The organism is Acidovorax sp. BLS4 (genome assembly GCF_032929295.1).
Taxonomy (GTDB): Bacteria; Pseudomonadota; Gammaproteobacteria; order Burkholderiales; family Burkholderiaceae_C; genus Paracidovorax.
This window is the reverse complement of record NZ_CP136797.1, coordinates 2,684,604-2,705,485: the sequence shown is the minus strand read 5'-3', so window position 1 is coordinate 2,705,485 and position 20,882 is coordinate 2,684,604. Positions and strand designations below refer to the sequence as shown.

At 65.0% G+C, this 20,882-nt stretch carries 14 protein-coding genes and 1 pseudogene; 11 read left to right on the top strand and 4 right to left on the bottom strand.

The annotated features are described in order from the left end of the window. Nucleotides 1-13 precede the first annotated feature (13 nt). Together R1Z03_RS12545 and R1Z03_RS12540 are read left to right on the top strand one after the other, a co-directional pair. Nucleotides 14-1,342: an acyl-CoA dehydrogenase family protein gene (locus tag R1Z03_RS12545; RefSeq protein WP_317351248.1), complete on the top strand. Its 1,329-nt coding sequence runs from the start codon at nucleotides 14-16 to the stop codon at nucleotides 1,340-1,342. 17 nt (nucleotides 1,343-1,359) lie between these two features. Further along, entirely contained in the window at nucleotides 1,360-2,130 is a 771-nt protein-coding gene (locus tag R1Z03_RS12540) for an ABC transporter ATP-binding protein (protein ID WP_317351247.1), read from the top strand. Nucleotides 2,131-2,355: 225 nt separating this feature from the next. Here the strand turns inward: R1Z03_RS12540 and R1Z03_RS12535 are convergent, their stop codons facing one another. The 3 genes and pseudogenes from R1Z03_RS12535 to R1Z03_RS12530 all read right to left on the bottom strand — a co-directional run bounded on the left by R1Z03_RS12535 (nucleotide 2,356) and on the right by R1Z03_RS12530 (nucleotide 10,310). Further along, nucleotides 2,356-3,156, bottom strand: coding sequence for a hypothetical protein (locus R1Z03_RS12535; RefSeq protein ID WP_317351244.1), 801 nt, complete (start codon nucleotides 3,154-3,156; stop codon nucleotides 2,356-2,358). Nucleotides 3,157-3,315: 159 nt separating this feature from the next. Next, nucleotides 3,316-3,462 (bottom strand): annotated as a pseudogene (locus R1Z03_RS24955) (DUF4236 domain-containing protein); the annotation flags it as partial. Nucleotides 3,463-3,644: 182 nt separating this feature from the next. Then, on the bottom strand, nucleotides 3,645-10,310 hold the full coding sequence (locus tag R1Z03_RS12530; RefSeq protein WP_317351241.1) for a DUF3320 domain-containing protein: 6,666 nt from the start codon (nucleotides 10,308-10,310) through the stop codon (nucleotides 3,645-3,647). Between the two features lie 331 nt (nucleotides 10,311-10,641). On the opposite strand from R1Z03_RS12530, the gene R1Z03_RS12525 reads away from it, so the two are divergent. The 9 genes from R1Z03_RS12525 to R1Z03_RS12485 all read left to right on the top strand — a co-directional run bounded on the left by R1Z03_RS12525 (nucleotide 10,642) and on the right by R1Z03_RS12485 (nucleotide 19,851). Beyond that, nucleotides 10,642-11,883, top strand: coding sequence for an SfnB family sulfur acquisition oxidoreductase (locus tag R1Z03_RS12525; RefSeq protein ID WP_317351239.1), 1,242 nt, complete (start codon nucleotides 10,642-10,644; stop codon nucleotides 11,881-11,883). A gap of 10 nt (nucleotides 11,884-11,893) precedes the next feature. Further along, nucleotides 11,894-13,159, top strand: coding sequence for an SfnB family sulfur acquisition oxidoreductase (locus tag R1Z03_RS12520; protein ID WP_317351237.1), 1,266 nt, complete (start codon nucleotides 11,894-11,896; stop codon nucleotides 13,157-13,159). Nucleotides 13,160-13,189: 30 nt separating this feature from the next. After that, the gene (locus R1Z03_RS12515) at nucleotides 13,190-14,014 is read left to right on the top strand and encodes a MetQ/NlpA family ABC transporter substrate-binding protein (RefSeq protein ID WP_284406496.1); all 825 of its coding nucleotides are present in this window, start codon (nucleotides 13,190-13,192) and stop codon (nucleotides 14,012-14,014) included. Between the two features lie 20 nt (nucleotides 14,015-14,034). Further along, the gene (locus tag R1Z03_RS12510) at nucleotides 14,035-15,456 is read left to right on the top strand and encodes an LLM class flavin-dependent oxidoreductase (protein WP_317360181.1); all 1,422 of its coding nucleotides are present in this window, start codon (nucleotides 14,035-14,037) and stop codon (nucleotides 15,454-15,456) included. Further along, the gene (locus R1Z03_RS12505; RefSeq protein WP_317360179.1) at nucleotides 15,453-16,283 is read left to right on the top strand and encodes a MetQ/NlpA family ABC transporter substrate-binding protein; all 831 of its coding nucleotides are present in this window, start codon (nucleotides 15,453-15,455) and stop codon (nucleotides 16,281-16,283) included. Before R1Z03_RS12510 ends, R1Z03_RS12505 begins: the two co-directional genes overlap by 4 nt. Before the next feature lie 80 nt (nucleotides 16,284-16,363). Further along, nucleotides 16,364-17,179: a MetQ/NlpA family ABC transporter substrate-binding protein gene (locus tag R1Z03_RS12500; protein ID WP_317360177.1), complete on the top strand. Its 816-nt coding sequence runs from the start codon at nucleotides 16,364-16,366 to the stop codon at nucleotides 17,177-17,179. After that, nucleotides 17,176-18,006 carry a MetQ/NlpA family ABC transporter substrate-binding protein gene (locus tag R1Z03_RS12495; RefSeq protein WP_317360175.1) on the top strand — a complete coding sequence of 277 codons (831 nt, stop codon included), beginning with the start codon at nucleotides 17,176-17,178 and terminating at the stop codon, nucleotides 18,004-18,006. Before R1Z03_RS12500 ends, R1Z03_RS12495 begins: the two co-directional genes overlap by 4 nt. After that, nucleotides 18,003-19,217, top strand: a complete 1,215-nt coding sequence (locus tag R1Z03_RS12490) for an ATP-binding cassette domain-containing protein (protein ID WP_317360172.1) — start codon at nucleotides 18,003-18,005, stop codon at nucleotides 19,215-19,217. Before R1Z03_RS12495 ends, R1Z03_RS12490 begins: the two co-directional genes overlap by 4 nt. Continuing rightward, nucleotides 19,189-19,851, top strand: a complete 663-nt coding sequence (locus tag R1Z03_RS12485) for a methionine ABC transporter permease (RefSeq protein WP_272566552.1) — start codon at nucleotides 19,189-19,191, stop codon at nucleotides 19,849-19,851. Before R1Z03_RS12490 ends, R1Z03_RS12485 begins: the two co-directional genes overlap by 29 nt. A gap of 185 nt (nucleotides 19,852-20,036) precedes the next feature. Here the strand turns inward: R1Z03_RS12485 and R1Z03_RS12480 are convergent, their stop codons facing one another. Then, complete coding sequence (locus tag R1Z03_RS12480) at nucleotides 20,037-20,882, bottom strand: ABC transporter ATP-binding protein (protein ID WP_317360168.1); 846 nt, start codon at nucleotides 20,880-20,882, stop codon at nucleotides 20,037-20,039.

Here is a 20,882-nt window from a genome sequence, read left to right as displayed (position 1 = left end):
CCGGAGCGACGCCATGACCGACCTCTACCGCACCCCTTCCATCCTCGGCCCCGGCTACGAAGCCATTGCCGAAAAATACCGCCCCATCTTTGCGCGCATCCAGGCCACGGCGCTGCAGCGCGAGCAGCAGCGCCAGCTGGGCCACGACGCCATCCAGTGGCTCAAGGACGCACACTTCGGCGCCCTGCGCGTGCCCGTGGAGCACGGCGGCGACGGCGCCACGCTGCCGCAACTCTTTCAGCTGCTGGTGGAGCTGGCCGAGGCCGACTCCAACATCGTGCAGGCGCTGCGCGGGCACTTCGCCTTCGTCGAAGACCGCCTGAACGCGCCGCGTGACGCGGCCAACATCGTGTGGTTGCGGCGATTTTCCGAAGGCGACCTGGCCGGCAACGCCTGGACCGAAGTGGGCAACGTGGCCATCGGCGATGTGATCACGCGCGTGACGCCAAAGGCGGACGGGCGCTGGGTGGTCAACGGCCGCAAGTTCTACAGCACCGGCAGCATCTTCGCGGACTGGATCGACCTGTACGCCCGCCGCGACGGCCCGGGCGACGGCGACGGACTGGACGTGATCGCCGCCGTGCGCGCGCGCCAGCCCGGCGTGACGCACCACGACGACTGGGACGGATTCGGCCAGCGCACCACCGGCAGCGGCACCTCGGTGTACGACAACGCCGAGGTGGAGCCAGAGAACATCTTCCTGTTCACCGACCGGTTCAAGTACCAGACGGCCTTCTACCAGCTGTTCCACCTGGCCACGCTGGCCGGCATCGCCCGCGCCATCACGCGCGACGCGGCCGCCCAGGTGCGCGGGCGAAAGCGCATCTTCAGCACCGGCAACGCGCCCAGCGTGGCGCAGGACGTGCAGGTGCAGCAGGTGGTGGGCGAGGTTTCGGCCATCGCCTATGCGGCCGAAGCCACCGCCGTGCGCGCCGCGTTTGCCGCCCAGCGCGCCTACGACGCTCACTGGCACGGCACGCCCGAGCAGGAAAAGCAGGCCAACATCGAGGCCGAGCTGGAATCCGCGCAGGGCCAGGTGGCGCTCACCGACCTGGTGCTGCGCGCGGCCAGCCAGTTCTTCAACGGGTTGGGCGCCTCCGCCGCCAGCAGCGCACAGTCGCTGGACCGCCACTGGCGCAACGCGCGCACCGTGGCGTCGCACAACCCGGTGATCTACAAGGCGCGCATCGTGGGCGACTGGCACATCAACGGCACCGAGCCGCCCTATGTGTGGCAGATCGGCGCCGGCCCCGGCCGGCCCGCGGCGGTGGCGCCCGCACCGGCCACCGATGCCGGCGCAGCCAATGCAGCGCAGGCGCGGCCCCTGGCCCGCGCGGCCTGAGTGGGCGAGTGAACGCCATGGCAAGCCCAGCCCCCGCACTGCTCAAGGTCGATGCGGTGCAGGCCGTGTACCAGGGCGCCATCGCCGCGCTGCACGGCGTGGGCTTCGAGGTGCGTGCCGGCGAGATCCACGCGCTGCTGGGCGCCAACGGCGCCGGCAAGTCCACCACGCTCAAGGCCGTGTCGCACCTGCTGCCGGCCGAACGCGGACAGGTCACCGCCGGCCGCATCACCTACGACGGGCAGGACGTGGCACACGCCAGCCCGGCCACCCTGGTGCGCGCCGGGCTGGTGCCGGTGCTGGAAGGCCGGCACTGCTTTCCCAGCCTGTCGGTGGAGGACAACCTGGTCACCGGCGCCCTGGGCCGCAGCGCCCGGCGCGGCGAGATCGCGCACGACCTGGAGCGGGTGTACACCCTCTTCCCGCGCCTGCGCGACAAGCGCCGCACGCCCGCGGGCCTGGCATCCGGCGGCGAGCAGCAGATGACCGCCATCGGCCGCGCGCTGATGTCGCGCCCGCGCCTGCTGGTGCTGGACGAGCCCTCCATGGGCCTGGCGCCGCGCGTGGTGCAGGAGATCTTCGCGCAGTTGAAGCAGCTGAACCGCGAGGAAGGTTTGACGCTGCTGGTGGCGGAGCAGAACTCTGCGGTGGCGTTGCAGTATGCGGACCGCGCTACGGTGCTGGATGCGGGGAAGGCGGTGCTGTCGGGGCCTGCGGATGCGCTGCGGGAGCGGGACGAAATAAGGCACTTTTACTTCGGTCAGGGCGCGCAGGCACTCGCAGCGTGAGCTGCCGGTTGACCGAATCGGGCAGCGTGATCATTAATGGCGTGGAGGCGGACTGGAGCGGCGCAGCCGGCTGAATGGACAAGTCCATCAAGGACGCCCAGCTCACCTCGAAGTCTGCTGAAGGCTGATTGCAGTCATCCAACCTTGGTCGTCAAGCGTGTGCTATCTGCCAACTGCTGTCGTAGTAGCAGCTTAGGCAAGAGGCCATTCTTGCCTGTAGCCACTTCAATGTAATCGCGCGAGCTGTTGAATTGCCTGGGCGAAATCGTTGAACGCGCCATCGCGGGACCCCATCAGCCGAACGTCGAGGCCGTGGCCCGAAGAAAGGTGCAGTCTGTTGTATCGGCAGACAGGGAGCTGTCGGTTGTTTTTAAATCGCCGGTCAGGCCCGCCCTTCTTGTTCACGTACTGCCATGTGTGCTCAACGACAGTCGCATCGCGAGGTACTGATTCATGCTCAATGAACTGTGATGGGAAGCTCTCTACATTCAGATTTACATAGCTGATGGCACCGACCGCCTTTCCCTGGAAGGCAAGCACGCGGTCCGGATAGAAAGCCAATGTCGTTCGGCCACTTGTCAAGACGGGCACGTCCACATTGGCCAAGACCCCCGGCGCTTGACCTACCACACTGTACGATTTACCGAACTTCAACCCGTGCGCCGCACCACCTGTGTACTTTGAGTCTGCGTACATGGAAGTTTCTAGAACGGAGCGAAGCTTGTGAATGGAGCCTGTCCGCTCTGCTGCCTCGACAACGGCAGCGAACGCCTGTGTCGTCCTGTCGTCCGGCTCAAAGAAAAGAACCGTCAATCGCTTCATATGATCCCGATGGCGTACCCATGCAGTTAGCGCAACTCCGAGCAAAAAAAGAGTCCACACTATCCACGACGGCCAGCCTTGCACGAACTGCCGACCCCAGATGAAGAGAAGCAGAAGCCCTACACCAACGAATGGCCAGAGTTGCACTTTCTTCGCCTGTTCGTTCATGGCATCGAGCAGTTCGTCACCGTTGGAATCGGCCAAGGTTAGAACGCTTTGCACATCGTGTTCCACAGAATGAACGATGTTCGAGTCTGGCGTAGATGGTGGCGACACGTGCGGCATGGGTGTGCGCATTTGGTCGGTCGCAGCTAACGCCGCAAATGACTTGCGATTTCCGCCCAAGCTGGTTCTATATCTGAACCCGCCAACACCTGCACTGATGTACGCCCCACGGGGCCCTGTGCCAACGCGCAAGCCCTTGATGCCCGCCGAAACCCCTATGCCCGAACCAGAAAAATTGAAGCGCACCCCTCCAAATCGGACGCTGCGCGAAAAACTCAATCCCATATAGTCCCTCTCTTGATGATTTGTAGCGAAAGATAGGCCAGTGGCTACGTCCTTCACCTGTTCGCGTCCAATCGCCAAACATGTTGCTCTTTTGCACGTAGCCACCAGCGCAATGACGCCTGTTTGTGCAACAACGCCCTCTGGATTAACACAGCTCCGAAATGTCCTGAAGCATCTACAAACTACTTGAATTCGCGTCCCATCAGGAGTGCGGTTTCAAGTCGAATGCGGCTTGCCTCGCGAAGCCTCTGCATACCCAACTCGCGAGCCATTGCTATGACAGATTCTTGTTCTGAGAGCCCTCGGTGCAATACCCAGCGAGCGAGCGACAAAAGCTCCGCCGTGCAGATTTCTTCTACGCTGCGAGCGCTTTCATCGTCTGTTGGACGACGGAAAGGTATTTCCTCGCATGGCTCAAGTTCGCGAGGCCAGTAGAAGGTTCCACCGGCTTCCTCTGTGGCTTTAAAGCGCTGTTGCGCGACCCTCTCGATCCGTTCCTGAATCCGGCTACCCGTTCGTTGAAAACCATGGGCCCGCGCGATGCGTCGGGCCAGAGCTGTATCTAATACTGGTCCCTCACGGGTGACTATCCAATCGACCATTTGCTGTAACACCGCGTCATAGCTGGGCTCGTAGAACAAGTCAGCAGAGATGGTGTTGGCGGGTACCGCATCGCTGGGTTGCGATGCCTGAAAACGGTGATCTGTTTGGTCGTCAGGGGCCTTGTTTTCCGCAACTGGTGAAGGCGATGCCGCGCGCGCATAGACCACCTCTGGCTGCGCTGCGGCTTCCAACGGAGCGCTAACAGCGGGCAGCCGAAGGCCCGATGCAGCGCGTGCAATAGCTGCTTCGGTCTCGTTGATCACGTCAAGGCTAGGCTTGATATCTGTACCACTCGGCTCGATGGCTGCATCGTCAGGTCGCTCGATGGCTTCACTGGCTCGCTGTCCCCGTTCTTTCTCAAGCAGTTCAGTTAGCACTGCGTGAACACGCTCCAGGGTCCCGCCCGGATTCACCCACCAGTCAGTAGACCAGATGCGCACGATTTCCCAGCCAAGTCCACGTAGAACCTGTTCGCGCAATTTGTCCCGATCGCGTGCGGTAGCAGAGCGGTGGTAGGTTGCACCGTCGCATTCAACTCCCGCTAGATAGCGACCCGGAAAGTCCGGGTGCACCACGCCCAGGTCAACGCGGAACGACGAAGCACCAATCTGGCTGTGCACCTGCCAACCTTTTCGTCCCAACGCAGTGGCCACAACGGCTTCGAAAGGACTTTCAAAATCACCCTGACTGCCGTGGTGCGCTTCTGCCAATGCGCGAGGCCCGAATTCTGCAAACTCAAGGAAGTGCTTCAGATCACGCACGCCAGCCGCCTTGGTGCGAGACAGGTCCATTTGCTCCCCTCGAAGGCTGGAGAAAACCCGTAGCTCATGCCGGGCGCGGGTCACAGCCACGTTCAAGCGCCGTTCACCACCGTCGCGATTCAGTGGGCCGAAGTTCATCGACACGGTACCTGCCATGTCTGGCCCGTAGGTGATCGAGAAGTACATGATGTCTCGCTCGTCTCCCTGCACACTCTCCAGGTTCTTTACGAACACCGGTTCGAGCTCCATTTCAGAAAAGTAGGGTTCCAAGCCAGGGTCTTTTCGGCGCTCCGCATCAAGCAAGTCTTCAATTAGTCCCTGCTGTTCAGAGTTGAATGTCACGACACCAATGGTCAGACCTGACTCCCGAAAGCCCTGGTGCTTGAGTCGACCGACTAGATCCGCCACTAGGGCTTGTGCCTCTGGTTGATTGATTCGGGCTCCCCCTTTCTCGTAGCGTCCCGTCACCAAGTGAAAGCTGACGGCGCGGTCGTCGGTGACGGGAGACGGAAAAGTGACGAGGCCCCCCCCGTAGTAACGGTGGTTGCTGAAGGCGATCAGGCTTTCGTGGCGCGAACGGTAGTGCCATGACAGGTTGCGCGTGGGCAGGCTGGCACCCAGGCACTCGTCGAGGATGCTCTCCAGATCGCCCTCCACGACGTCGTCGTCACCGTCAGTGCCTTCGCTGCGGCCGAAGAAGTTGGTGGGCGGCAGTTGCTTCGGGTCTCCAACCATCACAACCTGCTTACCACGGGCCATGGCGCCAATGGCGTCCCACACCGGAATCTGCGACGCCTCGTCGAACACAACTAGGTCGAAGTTGCTGGCCTCGGCTGAGAGGTACTGCGCAATCGACAACGGGCTCATCAGCAGGCAAGGGGTCAGCCGCAACACCACCGACGGAATCTCTTGCAGCAGTTGACGCAACGGTTTGTGCTGTTTCTTCTTGGTGATCTCGTGGCGCAGGATGCCCCACTCGCTGTTGCGTTGGATGTTGTCGGTTGCCGGCAGGTTGGCGCACAGTTTGGCGCGAATCCACTCGCGGGACACTTTGGTGAACTCGTCATCCAAGGCGCGGAACTCCTGGATACGAAGCTCGTGCTCAGCGGAGACAAATCGCTTGAGAACCTCGTCTTCATCCGCAGCTTCGGCCAGCCACCAACGAGCGTAGTTCACTTCGAACGCGGCGGGCACCTGTGCTGGGGTCACGTCACCCACCTCGATAGCGCCCACCAGTGCAGGGAGTCCTGCATTGCGCGCATCGACCTGTGCGTGGCGCCAAGCGCACCACGCGTGCAGGCCGTGGTGATGAGACTCCAATTGCACCGCCATCTCAACCAACTCTACAGGCTCAAGGCCTGCGATCACAAGACGGACGGTGTCTGGCTGCGCGGCGTTGTCGCAAAACTGTTCTGTCGCGCGGTTGAGGTCAGTGAGCTTCGCTATGACCCCGTGACAGGCTTGCCCAATCACTCCAGAGTCACCCAGATCAGAGCGGCGCGTTGCTAGCACCTGATGCAAGCTGCGATACGCCTCGGCAGCGGCAGAAGGATCCAGACCAAGACCGGTCAAGCCAGTCTTCAGTGAAGCATGGAACTTCATTGCTCGCTCGATCCCGTCGCTGTCGGTATCCAATGCACTCCAGACCCCAGGGCATTCGGTAGCGAGACCAGCCATGGAAAGCAGCCGTGCCTCCACCGCACCGCGTCTCTGCAACCACTCATGCTGCTGCTTTAGGGCGGGGCCACATCGCCCTTCGGCCACCTCCTGATGCGGTGCCTGCAACATGCCCCTTTGAAGCAAGGCCAATCGCTCGCGTTCAAATGCGAGCGCTGAGCGAAGAAGTGCGGAATCGGTGTAGTGCCCTTGCCAAAGTCCATGGCTGCTTTCCGAGAGCGATGCACACTCGGCCAAACCATGATCCAGGTCCAACAAACTCTTCAGGCGTTGGACCTCGCGTGTCCAACGCTCGCCGCAGTACCCCTCTGAAGCTGCGCCCAGGCCCTCCAGCGTGAATGGCTTGCGCATACGTGCGGCATGCAGAGCCGTGTTAGCTTTCAAGGCGCTGCGGGCGTGATCAACCCGAGTTTTGATGCCAGCCCACAAGCCTTCAGCAGCAGCACCCGGATTCAGTTGCTGGACTTCTTCACGTAGGCCCTTGATGCGCACGAGCGCAGCCAAATCATCGGCAACACGTGGCTCACCGGTGCCGTCGATGACCCCTTCAAGCAAGCTGCGCACTTTTCGCTTGCCCAGCCAAGACATTGGCCATAGCGCCTTTTCAGCCTTAGCCCAATCGCGCTGCAGCTGCGACACATTGAGCTGTCCCACACCTGATCCGTACTTCACGGAAAGACCAGCGCGCAGTTGGCTCATTTCCTCAATCAACTGCACCCCGCGTTCGATTTCATCGCTGACGGCAGGTGGCCAGGGCGTTCCGAGTTCCGAGTGCAGGTTTCGGTGCGTGTCGAGCAAGGCGAGCGCTCGGGACAAGCGATTCTGCAGCTCTGCCTGCCACGGAGGGGACATCTTCGACGAGATTTCCCGGTGTTGCCCGAGCAGATCATTGCCGGTTTTCAAGGCAGCGCAGATGGTTTCACTCTCAGGCAGCGCGCAGAAACTCCAATCTTGAGCCGATGCTTGAGGCAAGGCCTTGACGAGTACACCGAGCGCCGAACGGGTTTGACGATGCAGTGCTGGCCATTCCAAGCTGAGCATTTGCCCGAGGGCTTGTACTGCCGACTGGAAGTCACGGCAAGTGGTTTGCAGTGTTTGCGCGGATCTGACCATTTCCTGTTGCCACTTGGCGGACCATTCCGTGACGTGCACAGGCACCAGTGGGCCGGTCAGCAACCGATCAGGATTAACCGCCGCCGCGTTGGCCTGCAACCTACCGGCGAGATTGCGCAGTTCGGTCAGTGCAGCCTCGTCGTGCGCACGCGGAGATGCCCAGCCGAATCGCAGGTCCGGCAACGCATCGCCTCCAACGACACACCCGATGGCTTTGAAGATCGTCCAACCGTTTCTATGGCGGTGGTGAAGGCGCTCAACATAGGTGGACAGCTGCTCGCGTACTTGACCCAGTTGCCGCGCCTTGGCTTCCCAGGTGGCAGCGTCCACCTCACCTTTGGACTCCCAGGACTTCTGGAGCTGGCTCAGTACGTCGAGCTTACGACTCTTATTTGAATGCAATTCGAGGCAGAACTCCCCCAGCCCGACTTCGCGCAGGCGGCGGAAGACGACATCCAGCGCAGCGATCTTTTCAGCCACGAAAAGTACGCGCTTGTTTTCAGCCAGACATTGGGCGATCAGGTTGGCGATGGTCTGGCTCTTGCCGGTTCCTGGCGGACCGATCAAAACAAAGTCCTTGCCTCTGGCTGCAGCCATCACGGCAGACAGCTGGGACGAATCTGCGGGGAGTGGGCTGAATACCTGCTGAGGTGGGTATTCGGTGTCCAGCCTCCGGGCCTCGGGGAAGGGCGTTGTGGATGGGTATGGTTCGCGCGGCGAGTCGATCAGGTGTGCCACCACTGGCGACTTGCGCAAGTCTTCGGTGCGATCTGACAAGTCCTTCCACATCAGGTACTTAGCAAAGGAGAACATCGACAGTACAACGTCTTCGCTGACCTCCCAGCCCCGGATGTCTTTGATGGCGTTGCGAACGCGCTTCCAGATACCAGCGATGTCCAGACCAGACTCATCACGTGGCAGGTCCCCAGCGGCAATACCCAACTCCAATTGGAAATCCTGCCGAAGCATCTCGACCAACGTTGGATTGAACAACGCTTCATCTTCATGTTCTTGTAGCGTGAACCCCGACCGGGCGCTTTTGCGGTTCAGAGTGACGGGCAACAAGATCAAGGGGGCTTTGACCCGAGAGTCCGTCTTTTCAGGGCGGGTCCAGACCAGGAACCCGAGCGCGATGAAAAGTGTGTTGGAACCACCCTCTTGCATCGCATTGCGGGCGCCTCGATACAACTCAACCAAGCGTCCTTCCAGTTCTTGATCTTCCAGCCGAATGCATACCTCACGGCGCTTCAGGGCGTCCTTTGCATGCGCTTTGCGGAGGTCTTCAAGGCTTCTGGCCTCGTGTAGTTGTTGGCTGCGAGGGTCCTGCCCTTGCATGAGTGCAGGGCTGGGCAGCAGCTTGATTGTTTGCCCTTCTGCCAGGGTGTCTTCCAGTTCTGGTGCTGCCACGTCCAGCAGCAAAGCTCTCTTACCCTGCTTGAAGTTCAGTAGTGTGTTTCGTAGAGACAGATCGAGCAGTTTGCGTTGCCACCGGGCCAGTCGGTCTTTGGGATCAAGTTCAGATGTCGGCGTATCTGTGATGGCGTCGTCTGGTAGGTCCGGGGCATCCTCAATACTGATCGTTCCCGCTGGTTCCGCCTCAACTGATACCGCCTCTGCTGTAGCGTGCGCCTGAGCCAGCGGCTTGATCCGTGACATGCGCGCGCGCTTCACGTCGATGACCAGTTCAAACTTGTCTTCTTCCTCCTCTGACAACTGACGGTTTGCATTGGCGATGGCCTGGCTGAAACTCACAGCTTTTCCCTGAGCCGCGAGGGTTGTTTCGAAGACCAACATTTCCTGTAGCTTCAAGCGCTTTCTCACCGCTGTGACGTCATCGACCACAGACGTAGAAAACTCTTCGTCCCGTAGCCATACACCGACAAATGCGTGACCATGTGTGAATATCAGCAAGGGGTTGAGGTGTGCCTGCTCCAGGCATGCGGCGAACATCAGCGCAAGATCAAGACAGGTGGCTAATCCACCATCAAGCACCTGTGAAGGACTGCGAACCTTCTGCCCAGCGTGCTCAAAGCTGGCGGGCGGCAGCGCGTAGTTGAGCTTGCGCTGCAGCACTGCAGCCCAGATACTCGACGCCAGCTCCCATGCCCGTTTCGAGCCATGGGTGTAGCCATCGATCGACCCTGACCTTCCTCCCGTCTGCAATGCCAAGGCGGCACTTTTGAGCAACCGGTCGATAGCTTGGTCGTTCGGCTGCACGAATGCCGCCACCATCTCTGGCAGGTGACCAATACCGCCCCATTGATTTCGCGCCAGAAGTTCTACAGCAGACTCGTGCCTTGCAAGAACTTCATCCGATTGCTTGCGACTGCGCAATTCGAAGCGCAGAGAAGCTGTTTCAGCTTCCGTCAAGCGCGAAAGGAGGGCGCCATCCAGCTGAACGTCGAGATCACGCAGGTGATAGCTCTCGCCTGCGCCGACCGATTCCACATTCCAGACGCGAGGCTTTACGAAGGCCGGCTCGGAAATCAATTGAACGGTCAACTCGCTGATCAGCGACAAGGTCTCATTGACGATCACTAACTCGTGCAACGCGGGTACCGCGTTCTGGAAGGCTGCGAGGTTTAGTTTTTTCGCAGCGCTGATCTGCAATCGAACCGTGGGAGGTGGCGCCTCTGTAACAACAGAATTTTCAGGCGTACCAGCCTCTTTCAATGGACCTGACTCCCTTGTCATGTACGTTCTCCTTTGCTCCGCATATTGTGAAGCGTGGGTAACGTTGTAACAAATATTAATTGACTGTTACTGGTCAAATGACAGGTTGATGGGGTACGTCCATAGCGGCCGTTGGCGGACTTACGCTTATAGCGGCTTACGGGAGCTTGGCCGCTTCCGCCTCAATCCCACAGTGTGTCGTGGCATCCCACCGCAACGAACACGGCCTAACGCCCATCAGCGACAACTCTTCCAACGCATTCCCCAGCAGCGAATCCCCCCAACGAATCCCGCATATCGATGCGCCGATTCCTTCGCACCACGCAGCCGCCTCTCGCCCTCCAATCGGGGCATGACTGCAAGACCGGCACTGCAACAACACCTGCCCGAGATTCCCACCGACGTGGCGCGGATCGCCACCGATGCGCAAGCCATCGCCGCCGCCCACCGGTTGGCGGCTGAATTCGCCCCCGGCGCCTCCGAGCGCGACCGCGATCGCCGCCTGCCCTGGGACGAACTCACACGCTGGTCCGCCAGCGGCTTAGGGTCCATCACCGTGCCGCGCGCCTACGGCGGCCCACAGGTGTCCTACGCCACGCTGGCCGAGGTGTTTGTGATTCTGAACGCGGCCGATCCGTCCATCGGGCAGATTCCGCAGAACCATTTCGGCGTGCTGGGCGTGCTGCGCGAGATCGGCACCGAGGCGCAGAAGCAGCGCTTCTACGGCGAGGTGCTGGCCGGCCGCCGGCTGGGCAATGCGGGGCCCGAGCGCAAGGTGGACGGCGCGGCCACCATCCTGCAAAGCGGCACCCGGCTGCGCGCCACGCCGCACGGCCTGCGCCTGACGGGCAAGCGCTTTTATTCCACGGGCGCGCTGTTTGCGCACCGCATTCCCGTGCGGGCGCTCGACGACGCGGGCCGCGCCGTGCAGGCCTGGGTGCCGCGCGATGCGCCGGGCGTGGCCGTGGTGGACGACTGGGACGCCTTCGGCCAGCGCACCACCGCCAGCGGCACCGTGGTGTTCGACGACGTGCCGGTGGATGCCGACGATGTGCTGCCCCTGTGGCAGCTGGCCGACCGGCCGGGCCTCTATGGCCCCTCGTCGCAGCTGCTGCAGGCGGCCATCGACCAGGGCATTGCCGAAGCGGCCGTGGCCGATGCGCAGCGCTTCGTGCGCGAGCGCGCCCGGCCCTGGGTGGATTCGGGCGTGCAGCATGCGCACGACGACCCCTACGTGATCGCCGACGTGGGGCGCCTGCAGATCGACCTGCATGCCGCGCGCGAAGTGCTGCGCGAGACCGGCGAGTTGTTCGACACCCTGGCCGCGCAGGCCACCCTCAGCGCGGAGGACAGCGCCCGCGCCTCGGTGGCCGTGGCCGAGGCCAAGGTGCTGACCACCCGCATCGCGCTGGAGGCGAGCGAAAAGCTGTTCGAGCTGGCCGGCTCAGCCGCCACGCGGGCTGCGCCCAACCTGGGCCGCCACTGGCGCAACGCGCGCGTGCACACGCTGCACGACCCCGTGCGCTGGAAGCTGCACCTGATCGGCAACCACCGCCTGAACGGCGCCCTGCCCGCGCGGCATTCCTGGAACTGAGAGCGAACCCATGGCCTTGTTGCAATCCATTGAACCGCTCGCAGCCGCGCCCACGCCGGCCGAGCCCGCCCCGGCCTTGCCCGCGGCGCGGCCGCCGCATCGCATCGCCACCGACACCGAGGCCCTTGCCGCCGCGCAGCGCTATGCCGCGCGCATCGCCCCCGGCGCGGCCCAGCGCGACCGCGAGCGCCTGCTGCCCTGGGACGCGCTGGACGATTTCGTCGCCACCGGCCTGTGGGCGATCACGGTGCCGCGCGAGTACGGCGGCCCGGGCGTATCGGCCGGCACGCTGGCCGAGGTCACGGCGCTGGTCAGCGCGGCCGACGGCTCCATCGGCCAGATTCCGCAGAACCATTTCTACGCACTGGAGGTGCTGCGCGTGGGCGGCACCGACGCGCAAAAGCGCTTCTTCTACGGCCGCGTGCTGGCGGGCGATCGCTTCGGCAATGCGCTGGCGGAGATCGGCCACCAGGACTTCCAGCGCCGCACCCGCCTGGTGCCGGATGGCGAGGGCTTTCGGGTGCAGGGGCGCAAGTTCTATTGCACCGGGGCGCTCTATGCGCACTGGATTCCCACGCTGGTCGTGGCCAGGGAAGACGGGCGCGATGTCACCTACCTCGCCTTCGTTCCACGCACCGCCGAGGGCGTGCACGTCACCGACGACTGGGACGGCTTCGGCCAGCGCGTGACGGGCAGCGGCTCGGTGCAGTTCGACGACGTGCGGGTCGAGGCCGAATGGGTCGTGCCGTTCCTCGCATCTTTCGAGCGGCCCACCCCCATCGGCCCGCTGGCGCAGATTCTCCACGCGGCCATCGACCTGGGGCTGGCGCGGGGGGCCCTCGCGGCCACGCTGCCCTTCGTGCGCGAGCATGCCCGGCCCTGGATCGATGCGCGCGTGGAGCGCGCCGCCGACGACCCGCTGCTCATCCAGCAGGTGGGCGAGACCGCCGTGCGGCTGCGCGCGGCCGAGGCCCTGGTGCGCCGCGCCGGCCGCTTCGTCGATGCGGCCCAGGCCGACCCCACCGAGCAGAGCGTGGCCGAGGCCTCCATTGCCGTGGCCGAGGCGCGCGCGCTCACCACCACCGCTTCGCTGGATGCCGGCACGCGCCTTTTCGAGCTGGGCGGCACCTCGGCCACCACGGGCCAGAAGGGCCTGGACCGCTTCTGGCGCAACGCGCGCACCCACACGCTGCACGACCCGGTGCGCTGGAAGTACCACGCCATCGGCAATTTCCACCTCAACGGCCGCATTCCGCCGCGCCACGGCGCGATCTGATTTTTTTCTTTCAAAGACCCAGCGACGACCATGAAGCCACGCCGTTTTCTGCACGCTCTTTTCACGTTCTCCACGTTCATCGGCGCGGCCCTGTTTGCCGGCAGCGCCTTGGCCGCACCGCTCAAGATCGGCGTGGTGCCGGGCATCTTTGCCGACTCGGTCGAGGTGGCGGCCAAGGAGGCCAAGGCCCAGGGACTGGACATTCAGGTGGTGGAGTTCACCGACTGGACGACCCCCAACGTGGCGCTGGAGTCGGGCGACATCGACCTGAACTACTACCAGAACAGCAACTACCTGGCGAACGCCGTGCGCAGCAAGGGCTTCAACTTCGTCAGCGTGCAGCCCGGCATCCTGTCGTACCTGGGGCTGTACTCCACCAAGCATAGATCGTTGGCCGACGTGCCCAACGGCGCCAAGGTCGCCATCGCCAGCGATCCCGTCAACATCGGCCGCGCCCTGCGCCTGTTGCAGCACGCCGGGCTGATCACGCTGCGCCCCGACACCGGACTGCTGGGCACGCAGGCCGACATCCGCTCCAACCCGAAGAATCTGCAGTTCATCGAGATCGAAGGCCCGCAACTGGTGCGCGCCACGCAGGACGTGGACCTGGCGCAGGGCTTTCCTTATTTCATCATTCCGTCGAAGGCGTTCGATGCGACGCGGGGGCTGGCCTACACCAGCTATGAGGACGACTCCTGGGCGATCCAGTTCGTGGCGCGCAAGGACAAGGCGGCGGACCCGCGCATCGCGCAGTTCCTGACCATCTACCAAAACTCCGACGCCGTGCGCAAGGCGATCCACGCCTTCTACCTGAACGATTCCAAGCTCTACCGCCTGACCTGGCTGAAGCGCTGAGACCGGCACAAGGACCGACCGTGACACAAGCGAAGCGCCACATCCTGCTCAACGCGTTCAACATGAACTGCGTGGGCCACATCAACCACGGCCTGTGGACGCACCCGCGCGACCGCAGCACCGACTACCGCACGCTGGCCTACTGGACCGATCTGGCCCGCACGCTGGAGCGGGGCCTGTTCGACGGCCTGTTCCTGGCCGACATCGTGGGCACCTACGACGTGTACCAGGGCAACGTGGACGTGCCGCTGCGCGAATCCATCCAGCTGCCGGTGAACGACCCGCTGCTGCTGGTGCCGGCCATGGCCGCCGCCACGCAGCACCTGGGCTTCGGCGTGACGGTGAACCTGTCGTACGAGGCGCCCTACCTGCTGGCGCGGCGCTTTTCCACGCTGGACCATTTGACAAACGGGCGCATCGGCTGGAACGTGGTCACCGGCTACCTCGACAGTGCCGCGCGCGCCATGGGCCAGCCGCAGCAGCTGCCGCACGATGAGCGCTACGAGCGCGCCGACGAATACCTGGAGGTGCTCTACCAGCTGTGGGAGGGCAGTTGGGAAGACGGCGCGGTGCGCCGCGACAAGGCCGCACGCGTGTTCGCCGACCCGGCGCGTGTGCACCCAGTGCAGCACCACGGCCGCTATTTCGACGTGGAGGGCTACCACCTCAGCGAGCCTTCGCCGCAGCGCACGCCGGTGCTGTTCCAGGCCGGCAGCTCGGGCCGGGGCCAGCAGTTCGCGGCGCGCCATGCCGAGTGCGTGTTCATCTCGCCCCCCAACAAAGAGGCTGCGCGCAAGACCGTGCAGGCCCTGCGCGAGCAACTGGTGCGGGCCGGCCGCCGGCCCGATGACGTGAAGGTCTTCGTGGGCGCGGCGGTGGTGGTGGGCCGCACCGAGGCCGAGGCACGCGAGAAGCACGCGGACTACCTGCGCTACGCCAGCCGCGAAGCGGGTTTGGCGCATTTCGCGGCCAGCACCGGCATCGACTTCGCGCAGTACGACCTGGACGCGCCGGTGGACTACTCGCCCGGCAACGCCATCGAATCGGCCACCCGCACGGCCCAGCAGCACGGCTGGACGCGCCGCAAGCTGCTCGAACTCTTCTCGCTGGGCGGCCGCTACCCCGCCATCGTGGGCGATGCGCAGCAGGTGGCGGATGAACTGCAGTCGTGGGTGGCCGAGACCGGCGTGGACGGCTTCAACCTCAGCCGCACCGTGGTGCCCGAAAGCTACGAGGACTTCATCGACCTCGTCATTCCGGAGCTGCAGAGCCGCGGCGTCTACAAGACCGCCTACGCCGAAGGCACGCTGCGCAGCCGCCTGTTCGGCGAGGGCGACCGGCTGCCGGCCCGGCATGCGGCGGATGCGTTTCGGCGCCAGGCCCCCAGCGCCGCCGCCCACCGGCCGCCCCAACCCCATCCTGCCCTGGAAGCACAGCCATGAAACGCCTGGTCCAACGCCTTCTTTCCTGGCTCGCGGCCTTCGCTGCCGCGACGGCAACCGCGCAAACACCCGCGCCACCGCTGCGCATCGGCGTTACGCCCGGTTCGCTGGCCGATTCCGTGCAGGTCGCCGCGCAGGAGGCGCGCCAGCAGGGGCTGGACGTGAAGGTCATCGAGTTCACCGACTGGACCGCGCCCAACACCGCGCTGGCCGCGGGCGACATCGACCTCAATTACTTCCAGCACCAGGCCTTTCTGGACAACGCCATCCGCGAGCGCGGCTATGCGTTCGTCAGCGTGGCCACCGGGCTGCTGCCCAACATCGGCCTGTATTCGCTCAAGGTGCAGCGCTTTGCCGACCTGAAGGACGGCGCCCGCGTGGGCGTGGCCAACGACCCGGTGAACCAGGGCCGCGGCCTGCTGCTGCTGGAAAAGGCCGGCCTCATTCAGCTCAAACCCGGGGTGGGCGCGCGCGGCAGCGTGAACGACATCGTGGCCAATCCGAAGAAGCTGCGCTTTGCCGAGATCGAAGGCCCGCAGCTGGTGCGCGCCCTCGACGATCTGGACCTGGCGCAGGGCTACCCGGCGCACTACGTCAATGCCGGCAAGCCCCAGGTGGCGGGCAGCGCGCTGCTGTATTCGGGCATCGACGATCTGGCCTATGCGATTCGCTTCGTCGCGCGCCAGGACAACGCGCAGGACCCGCGCATCCAGCGCTTCGTGAAGGTCTATCAAGACTCGCCCGCCGTGCGCGCGCAGATCGGCAAATCCTTCGCCGGCAATGAGCGGCTTTACAGCCTGCCGTGGCTCGCCAAGGCCGCGCATTGACGCATTCCTGGACTCGCCCCCGACGCCTTCCTCACCTTCGATTCCTCCCACCCCAACGACCGCCTGCCGCGGCCCCTGACATGCCACTCCATCGCCTCTTTCTCGCCCCCCTCCTCGCCCTCTCCGTGCTGGGCGCCCTGCCCGCCCATGCGGCCGACAAGCTGCGCATCGGCGTGCTGCCGGGCGTCTATGCCGACGCCATCGCGGCCGCCGCCAAGGACGCCAAGGCGCAGGGCATCGACGTCACGGTGACCGAGTTCACCGACTGGACCACGCCCAACGTGGCGGTGGACTCGGGCGACCTGGACATCAACTTCTTCCAGCACCAGCCGTTCCTCGATAACGCGATCCAGAAGAACGGTTTCAAGCTGGCCAGCGCGGGCACGAGCTTTCTGGCCAACATCGGCCTGTATTCGCTCAAGCACAAGACCATCAACGAGGTGCCGGTGGGTGGCAAGGTCGGCTTGGCCAACGACCCGGTGAACCAGGGCCGCGGCCTGCTGCTGCTGCAAAAGGCGGGGCTCATCCAGCTCAAGCCCGGGGTGGGCTTCGTCGGCACGGTGGACGACATCGTGCAGAACCCCAGGAAGCTGAAGTTCGTCGAGGTGGAAGGCCCGCAGCTGGTGCGCATCACCGGGGACGTGGACCTCGCCCAGGGCTACCCGCACTTCATCGTGGCGTCGAAGGCGTTCGATCCGTCCAGCGGGCTGGCGTATTCGGGCGTGGAAGACGCGCGCTTCGCCATCCAGTTCGTGGTCAAGGCCAACCGCACGCAGGACCCGGTGATCCAGAAGTTCGTGAAGGTGTTCCAGAACTCCGACGCGGTGAAGGCGGCCATCGACCGCGCCTTCGCGGGCGACAAGCGCCTGTACGTGCTGACCTGGACCCAGCAATGATGCGCGCGCCCCGCTTCTTCCACTTCAAGGCCGCCGCCCTGGGCTGGCTGCTGGCCGCCTCCGCCCTCACCGCGCACGCGGCCGACGTGATCCGCATCGGCTCCACGCCCGGCGTCACCTCCGACGCGGTGGAGGCCGTGGTGGCCGAGGCCAAGGCCCAGGGCCTGGAGGTGAAGCTGGTCGAGTTCACCGACTGGACGCTGCCCAACGAGGCGGTGAACAACGGTGACATCGACCTGAACTTCTTCCAGCACCAGGCGTTTTTGAACAACGCCATCCAGGAGCGCGGCTATGCGCTGCAGCTGGTGGGCCTGGGCCTGCTGCAGAACATCGGCATCTATTCCAACCGCATCCAGCGCCTGCAGGACGTGCCCGACGGCGCCAAGGTGTCGGTGGCGAACGACCCGGTGAACCAGGGGCGCGGCCTGCTGCTGCTGCAGAAGGCCGGGCTCATCAAGCTGCGCCAGGGCAACGCCGTGGGTGCCAGCGTGAACGATGTGGTCGAGAACCCGAAGAAACTGCGCTTCTATGAGATCGAGGGCCCGCAGCTCATCCACTCGCTGCAGGACGTGGACCTGGCCGTGGTGTGGCCCAGCTACTTCGTCAACGCCGGCAAGAAGGAGCAGGCCAGCCGCGCGCTGCTGTATTCGGGCATTGACGACTCGTTCTATGCCATGGGCTTCGTCGCGCGCAAGGACAAGGTGCAGGACCCGAAGATCGCCCGCTTCGTGCAGCTGTTCCAGCAGTCGCCCAAGGTGCGCGAGGTGGTGTCCGCGCGCTTCAACAACGACCCCAAGCTGTACACGCTGCCCTGGAAGACGCCATGAGCCTGACCGCCGCCTCCCCTTCCCCCGTCTGGCGCAGCGCTGCCGGCACGGCCCCCTCGCCCGCCACGGCGCCTGCCGGGGCACCGCAGCCCCGCGCCGGGGCGGCACCGCCGCCTGCGCCATCGGCGGAGGCCGGCGCTGCATCAGGCTCCGTGATCTTCGAGCAGCTCGGCAAGGTGTACGCGTCGTCCGCCGGGCCGGTGGCGGCGCTGGAGGACATCAGCCTCCAGATCCCGGCCGGCAGCATCTTCGGCATCATCGGGCGCAGCGGCGCGGGCAAATCGAGCCTGCTGCGCACCATCAACCGGCTGGAATCGCCCACCTCGGGCCGCGTGCGGGTGGATGGCACCGACATCGCCACGCTGGACGACGACGGCCTGGTGGCCTTGCGCCGGCGCATCGGCATGATCTTCCAGCACTTCAACCTGCTGGCCGCCAAGACGGTGTACGACAACGTGGCCCTGCCGCTGCGCGTGGCCGGCTGGCGGCCCGCCGCCATCCACCAGCGGGTCGAGGAGCTGCTGGCCCTGGTGGGCCTCTCGGACAAGCACCGCACCTACCCCGCGCGCCTGTCGGGTGGGCAAAAGCAGCGCGTGGGCATTGCCCGGGCGCTGGCCACGGCGCCGGAGATCCTGCTGTGCGACGAGGCCACCTCGGCGCTGGACCCGGAGACCACGCATGCCATCCTGCAGCTGCTGCGCGACATCAACCGGCGCTTAGGGATCACCGTCATCCTCATCACGCACGAGATGAGCGTGATCCGCGAGATCGCCGACCAGGTGCTGGTGCTGGAGCAGGGCCGCATCGCCGAGCAGGGCGAGGTGTGGAAGGTGTTCGGCGCGCCACAGCACGACGCCACGCGCGCGCTGCTGGCGCCGCTGCAGCACGGCCTGCCCGACGATCTGCAGGGGCGGCTGCAGGCCGAGCCACCGGCACACGGCGGCTACCAGCGCATCCTGCGCCTGGGCTACACCGGCGAGGGCGGGCTGGAGCCCGACTTCGCGCGCATCGCCCAGGCCCTGCACAGCCCCGTCAGGCTGGTGCACGGCGGCGTGGACCGCATTCGCGGCCATGCGCAGGGCCGGCTCATCGTGTCGCTGCCCGGCACGGTGACGCTGCCTGATTTCGTCCATCTGGTGCAAGGCCCTGGCGCCATTGCCCATTCCATCGAGGTGATCGGCCATGTCGCTGACGTTGAGCATTCCCTTTGAGCGCTACACCCAGGCGTTTCTCGACACGCTGACGATGGTGGGCACGTCGGCCGCCATCGCCTTCGTGGCGGGCATTCCGCTGGCGGTGCTGCTGATCGTGACCGCGCCCGGCGGGTTCCTCGCCTCGCCGCGCATCCACCGCGGCGTGGGCAGCGTGGTCAACGGCTTTCGGGCGACGCCCTTCATCGTGCTGCTGGTGGCGCTGATTCCGTTCACGCGGCTGGTCACCGGCACCACCATCGGCGTGTGGGCGGCCATCGTGCCGCTGGCCATCAGTGCCACGCCGTTCTTCGCGCGCATCGCCGAGGTGAGCCTGCGCGAGGTGGACCCCGGCCTGATCGAGGCCGCGCAGGCCATGGGCTGCCGCAAGTGGCACATCGTCTGGCACGTGTACCTGCCCGAGGCGCTGCCCGGCATCGTCGGCGGCTTCACCATCACGCTGGTGGCGCTGATCAGCTCGTCCGCCATGGCGGGCGCGGTGGGCGCGGGCGGGCTGGGCGACCTGGCTATCCGCTACGGCTACCAGCGCTTCGACACGCAGGTGATGCTGATCGTCATCGCCGTGCTGATCGCGCTGGTGTCGCTGGTGCAGTTCAGCGGCGACCGGTGGGTGCGCTGGCTGCGCAGCCGGTAGCGCGTGGCGGGTGACCGGTGGAGCCGCCGTGGCGCTGGCTGCACGCCTGGGGAAACGGGATGCGCGTCAGCAGCCCGTCTTCCAGGGATTTACAAGCCAAATCGGCCTCCAGCGCATGATCAACTAGGGCATATTGCTATCAAAAATATAGTGCGAGGATGTGCCGCCGCGCCCCGGCTCGTTCGTCAGAACGCGTGGGCGTGCCGCAGCGCATCCAGCACCCGCACGCGCAGGGCGCCCAGCGATTCGTCTTCGCGCCGGCGCGGGCGGGGCAGCGGGTTGTCGATGACCTGCAGCTCGGCGCCGGCGCGCGCCTCCAGCACCACCACGCGGTCGCTCAGGAGGAGCGCCTCGTCCACGTCGTGCGTGACCAGCAGCAGCGCCAGGCCGTGGCGGCGCGCCACCTCGGCCAGCAGTTGCTGCAGCCGCGCGCGGGTGAAGGCATCGACGGCGGAAAAGGGTTCGTCCAGCAGCAGCAGGCGCGGCCGCGTGAACAGGCCCCGGGCGATGGCCACGCGCTGCGCCTGGCCGCCGGACAGCTGCTTCGGCAAGCGGTCTTCGAAGCCCGCCAGCCCCACTTCGGCCAGCAGCTCGCGCACCTGTGGGTGACTGCGCCCGGCGCGGCCCAGATCGAACGCCACGTTCTCGGCCACGGTGAGCCAGGGGAACAGGCGCGGCTCCTGGAAGATGAAGCCGATGTCCTGCGTGATGCCCTGCTGCGGCTCGCCGGCCAGGCGCACGTGGCCGTCGTACTGCGTGTCCAGCCCCGCGACGATGCGCAGCAGCGTGCTCTTGCCGCAGCCGCTGGCGCCCACGAGGCTGACCACCTCGCCGGGGGCGATGTCCAGCGGCACGTTCTGCAGCACGGGCTTGTCGCCGTAGGCCTTGCGGCGCACGCGGACCTGCAGCAGCGGGCCGCCCTTCGCATCCTGGGCCTGCAGCAGCGGGCCGCCCTGCGCATCCTGGGCCTGCAGCAGCGGGCCGTCCACAGCGAGAGACGCTGGAGCGATGGCGTCTTGCAATGCAGTCAT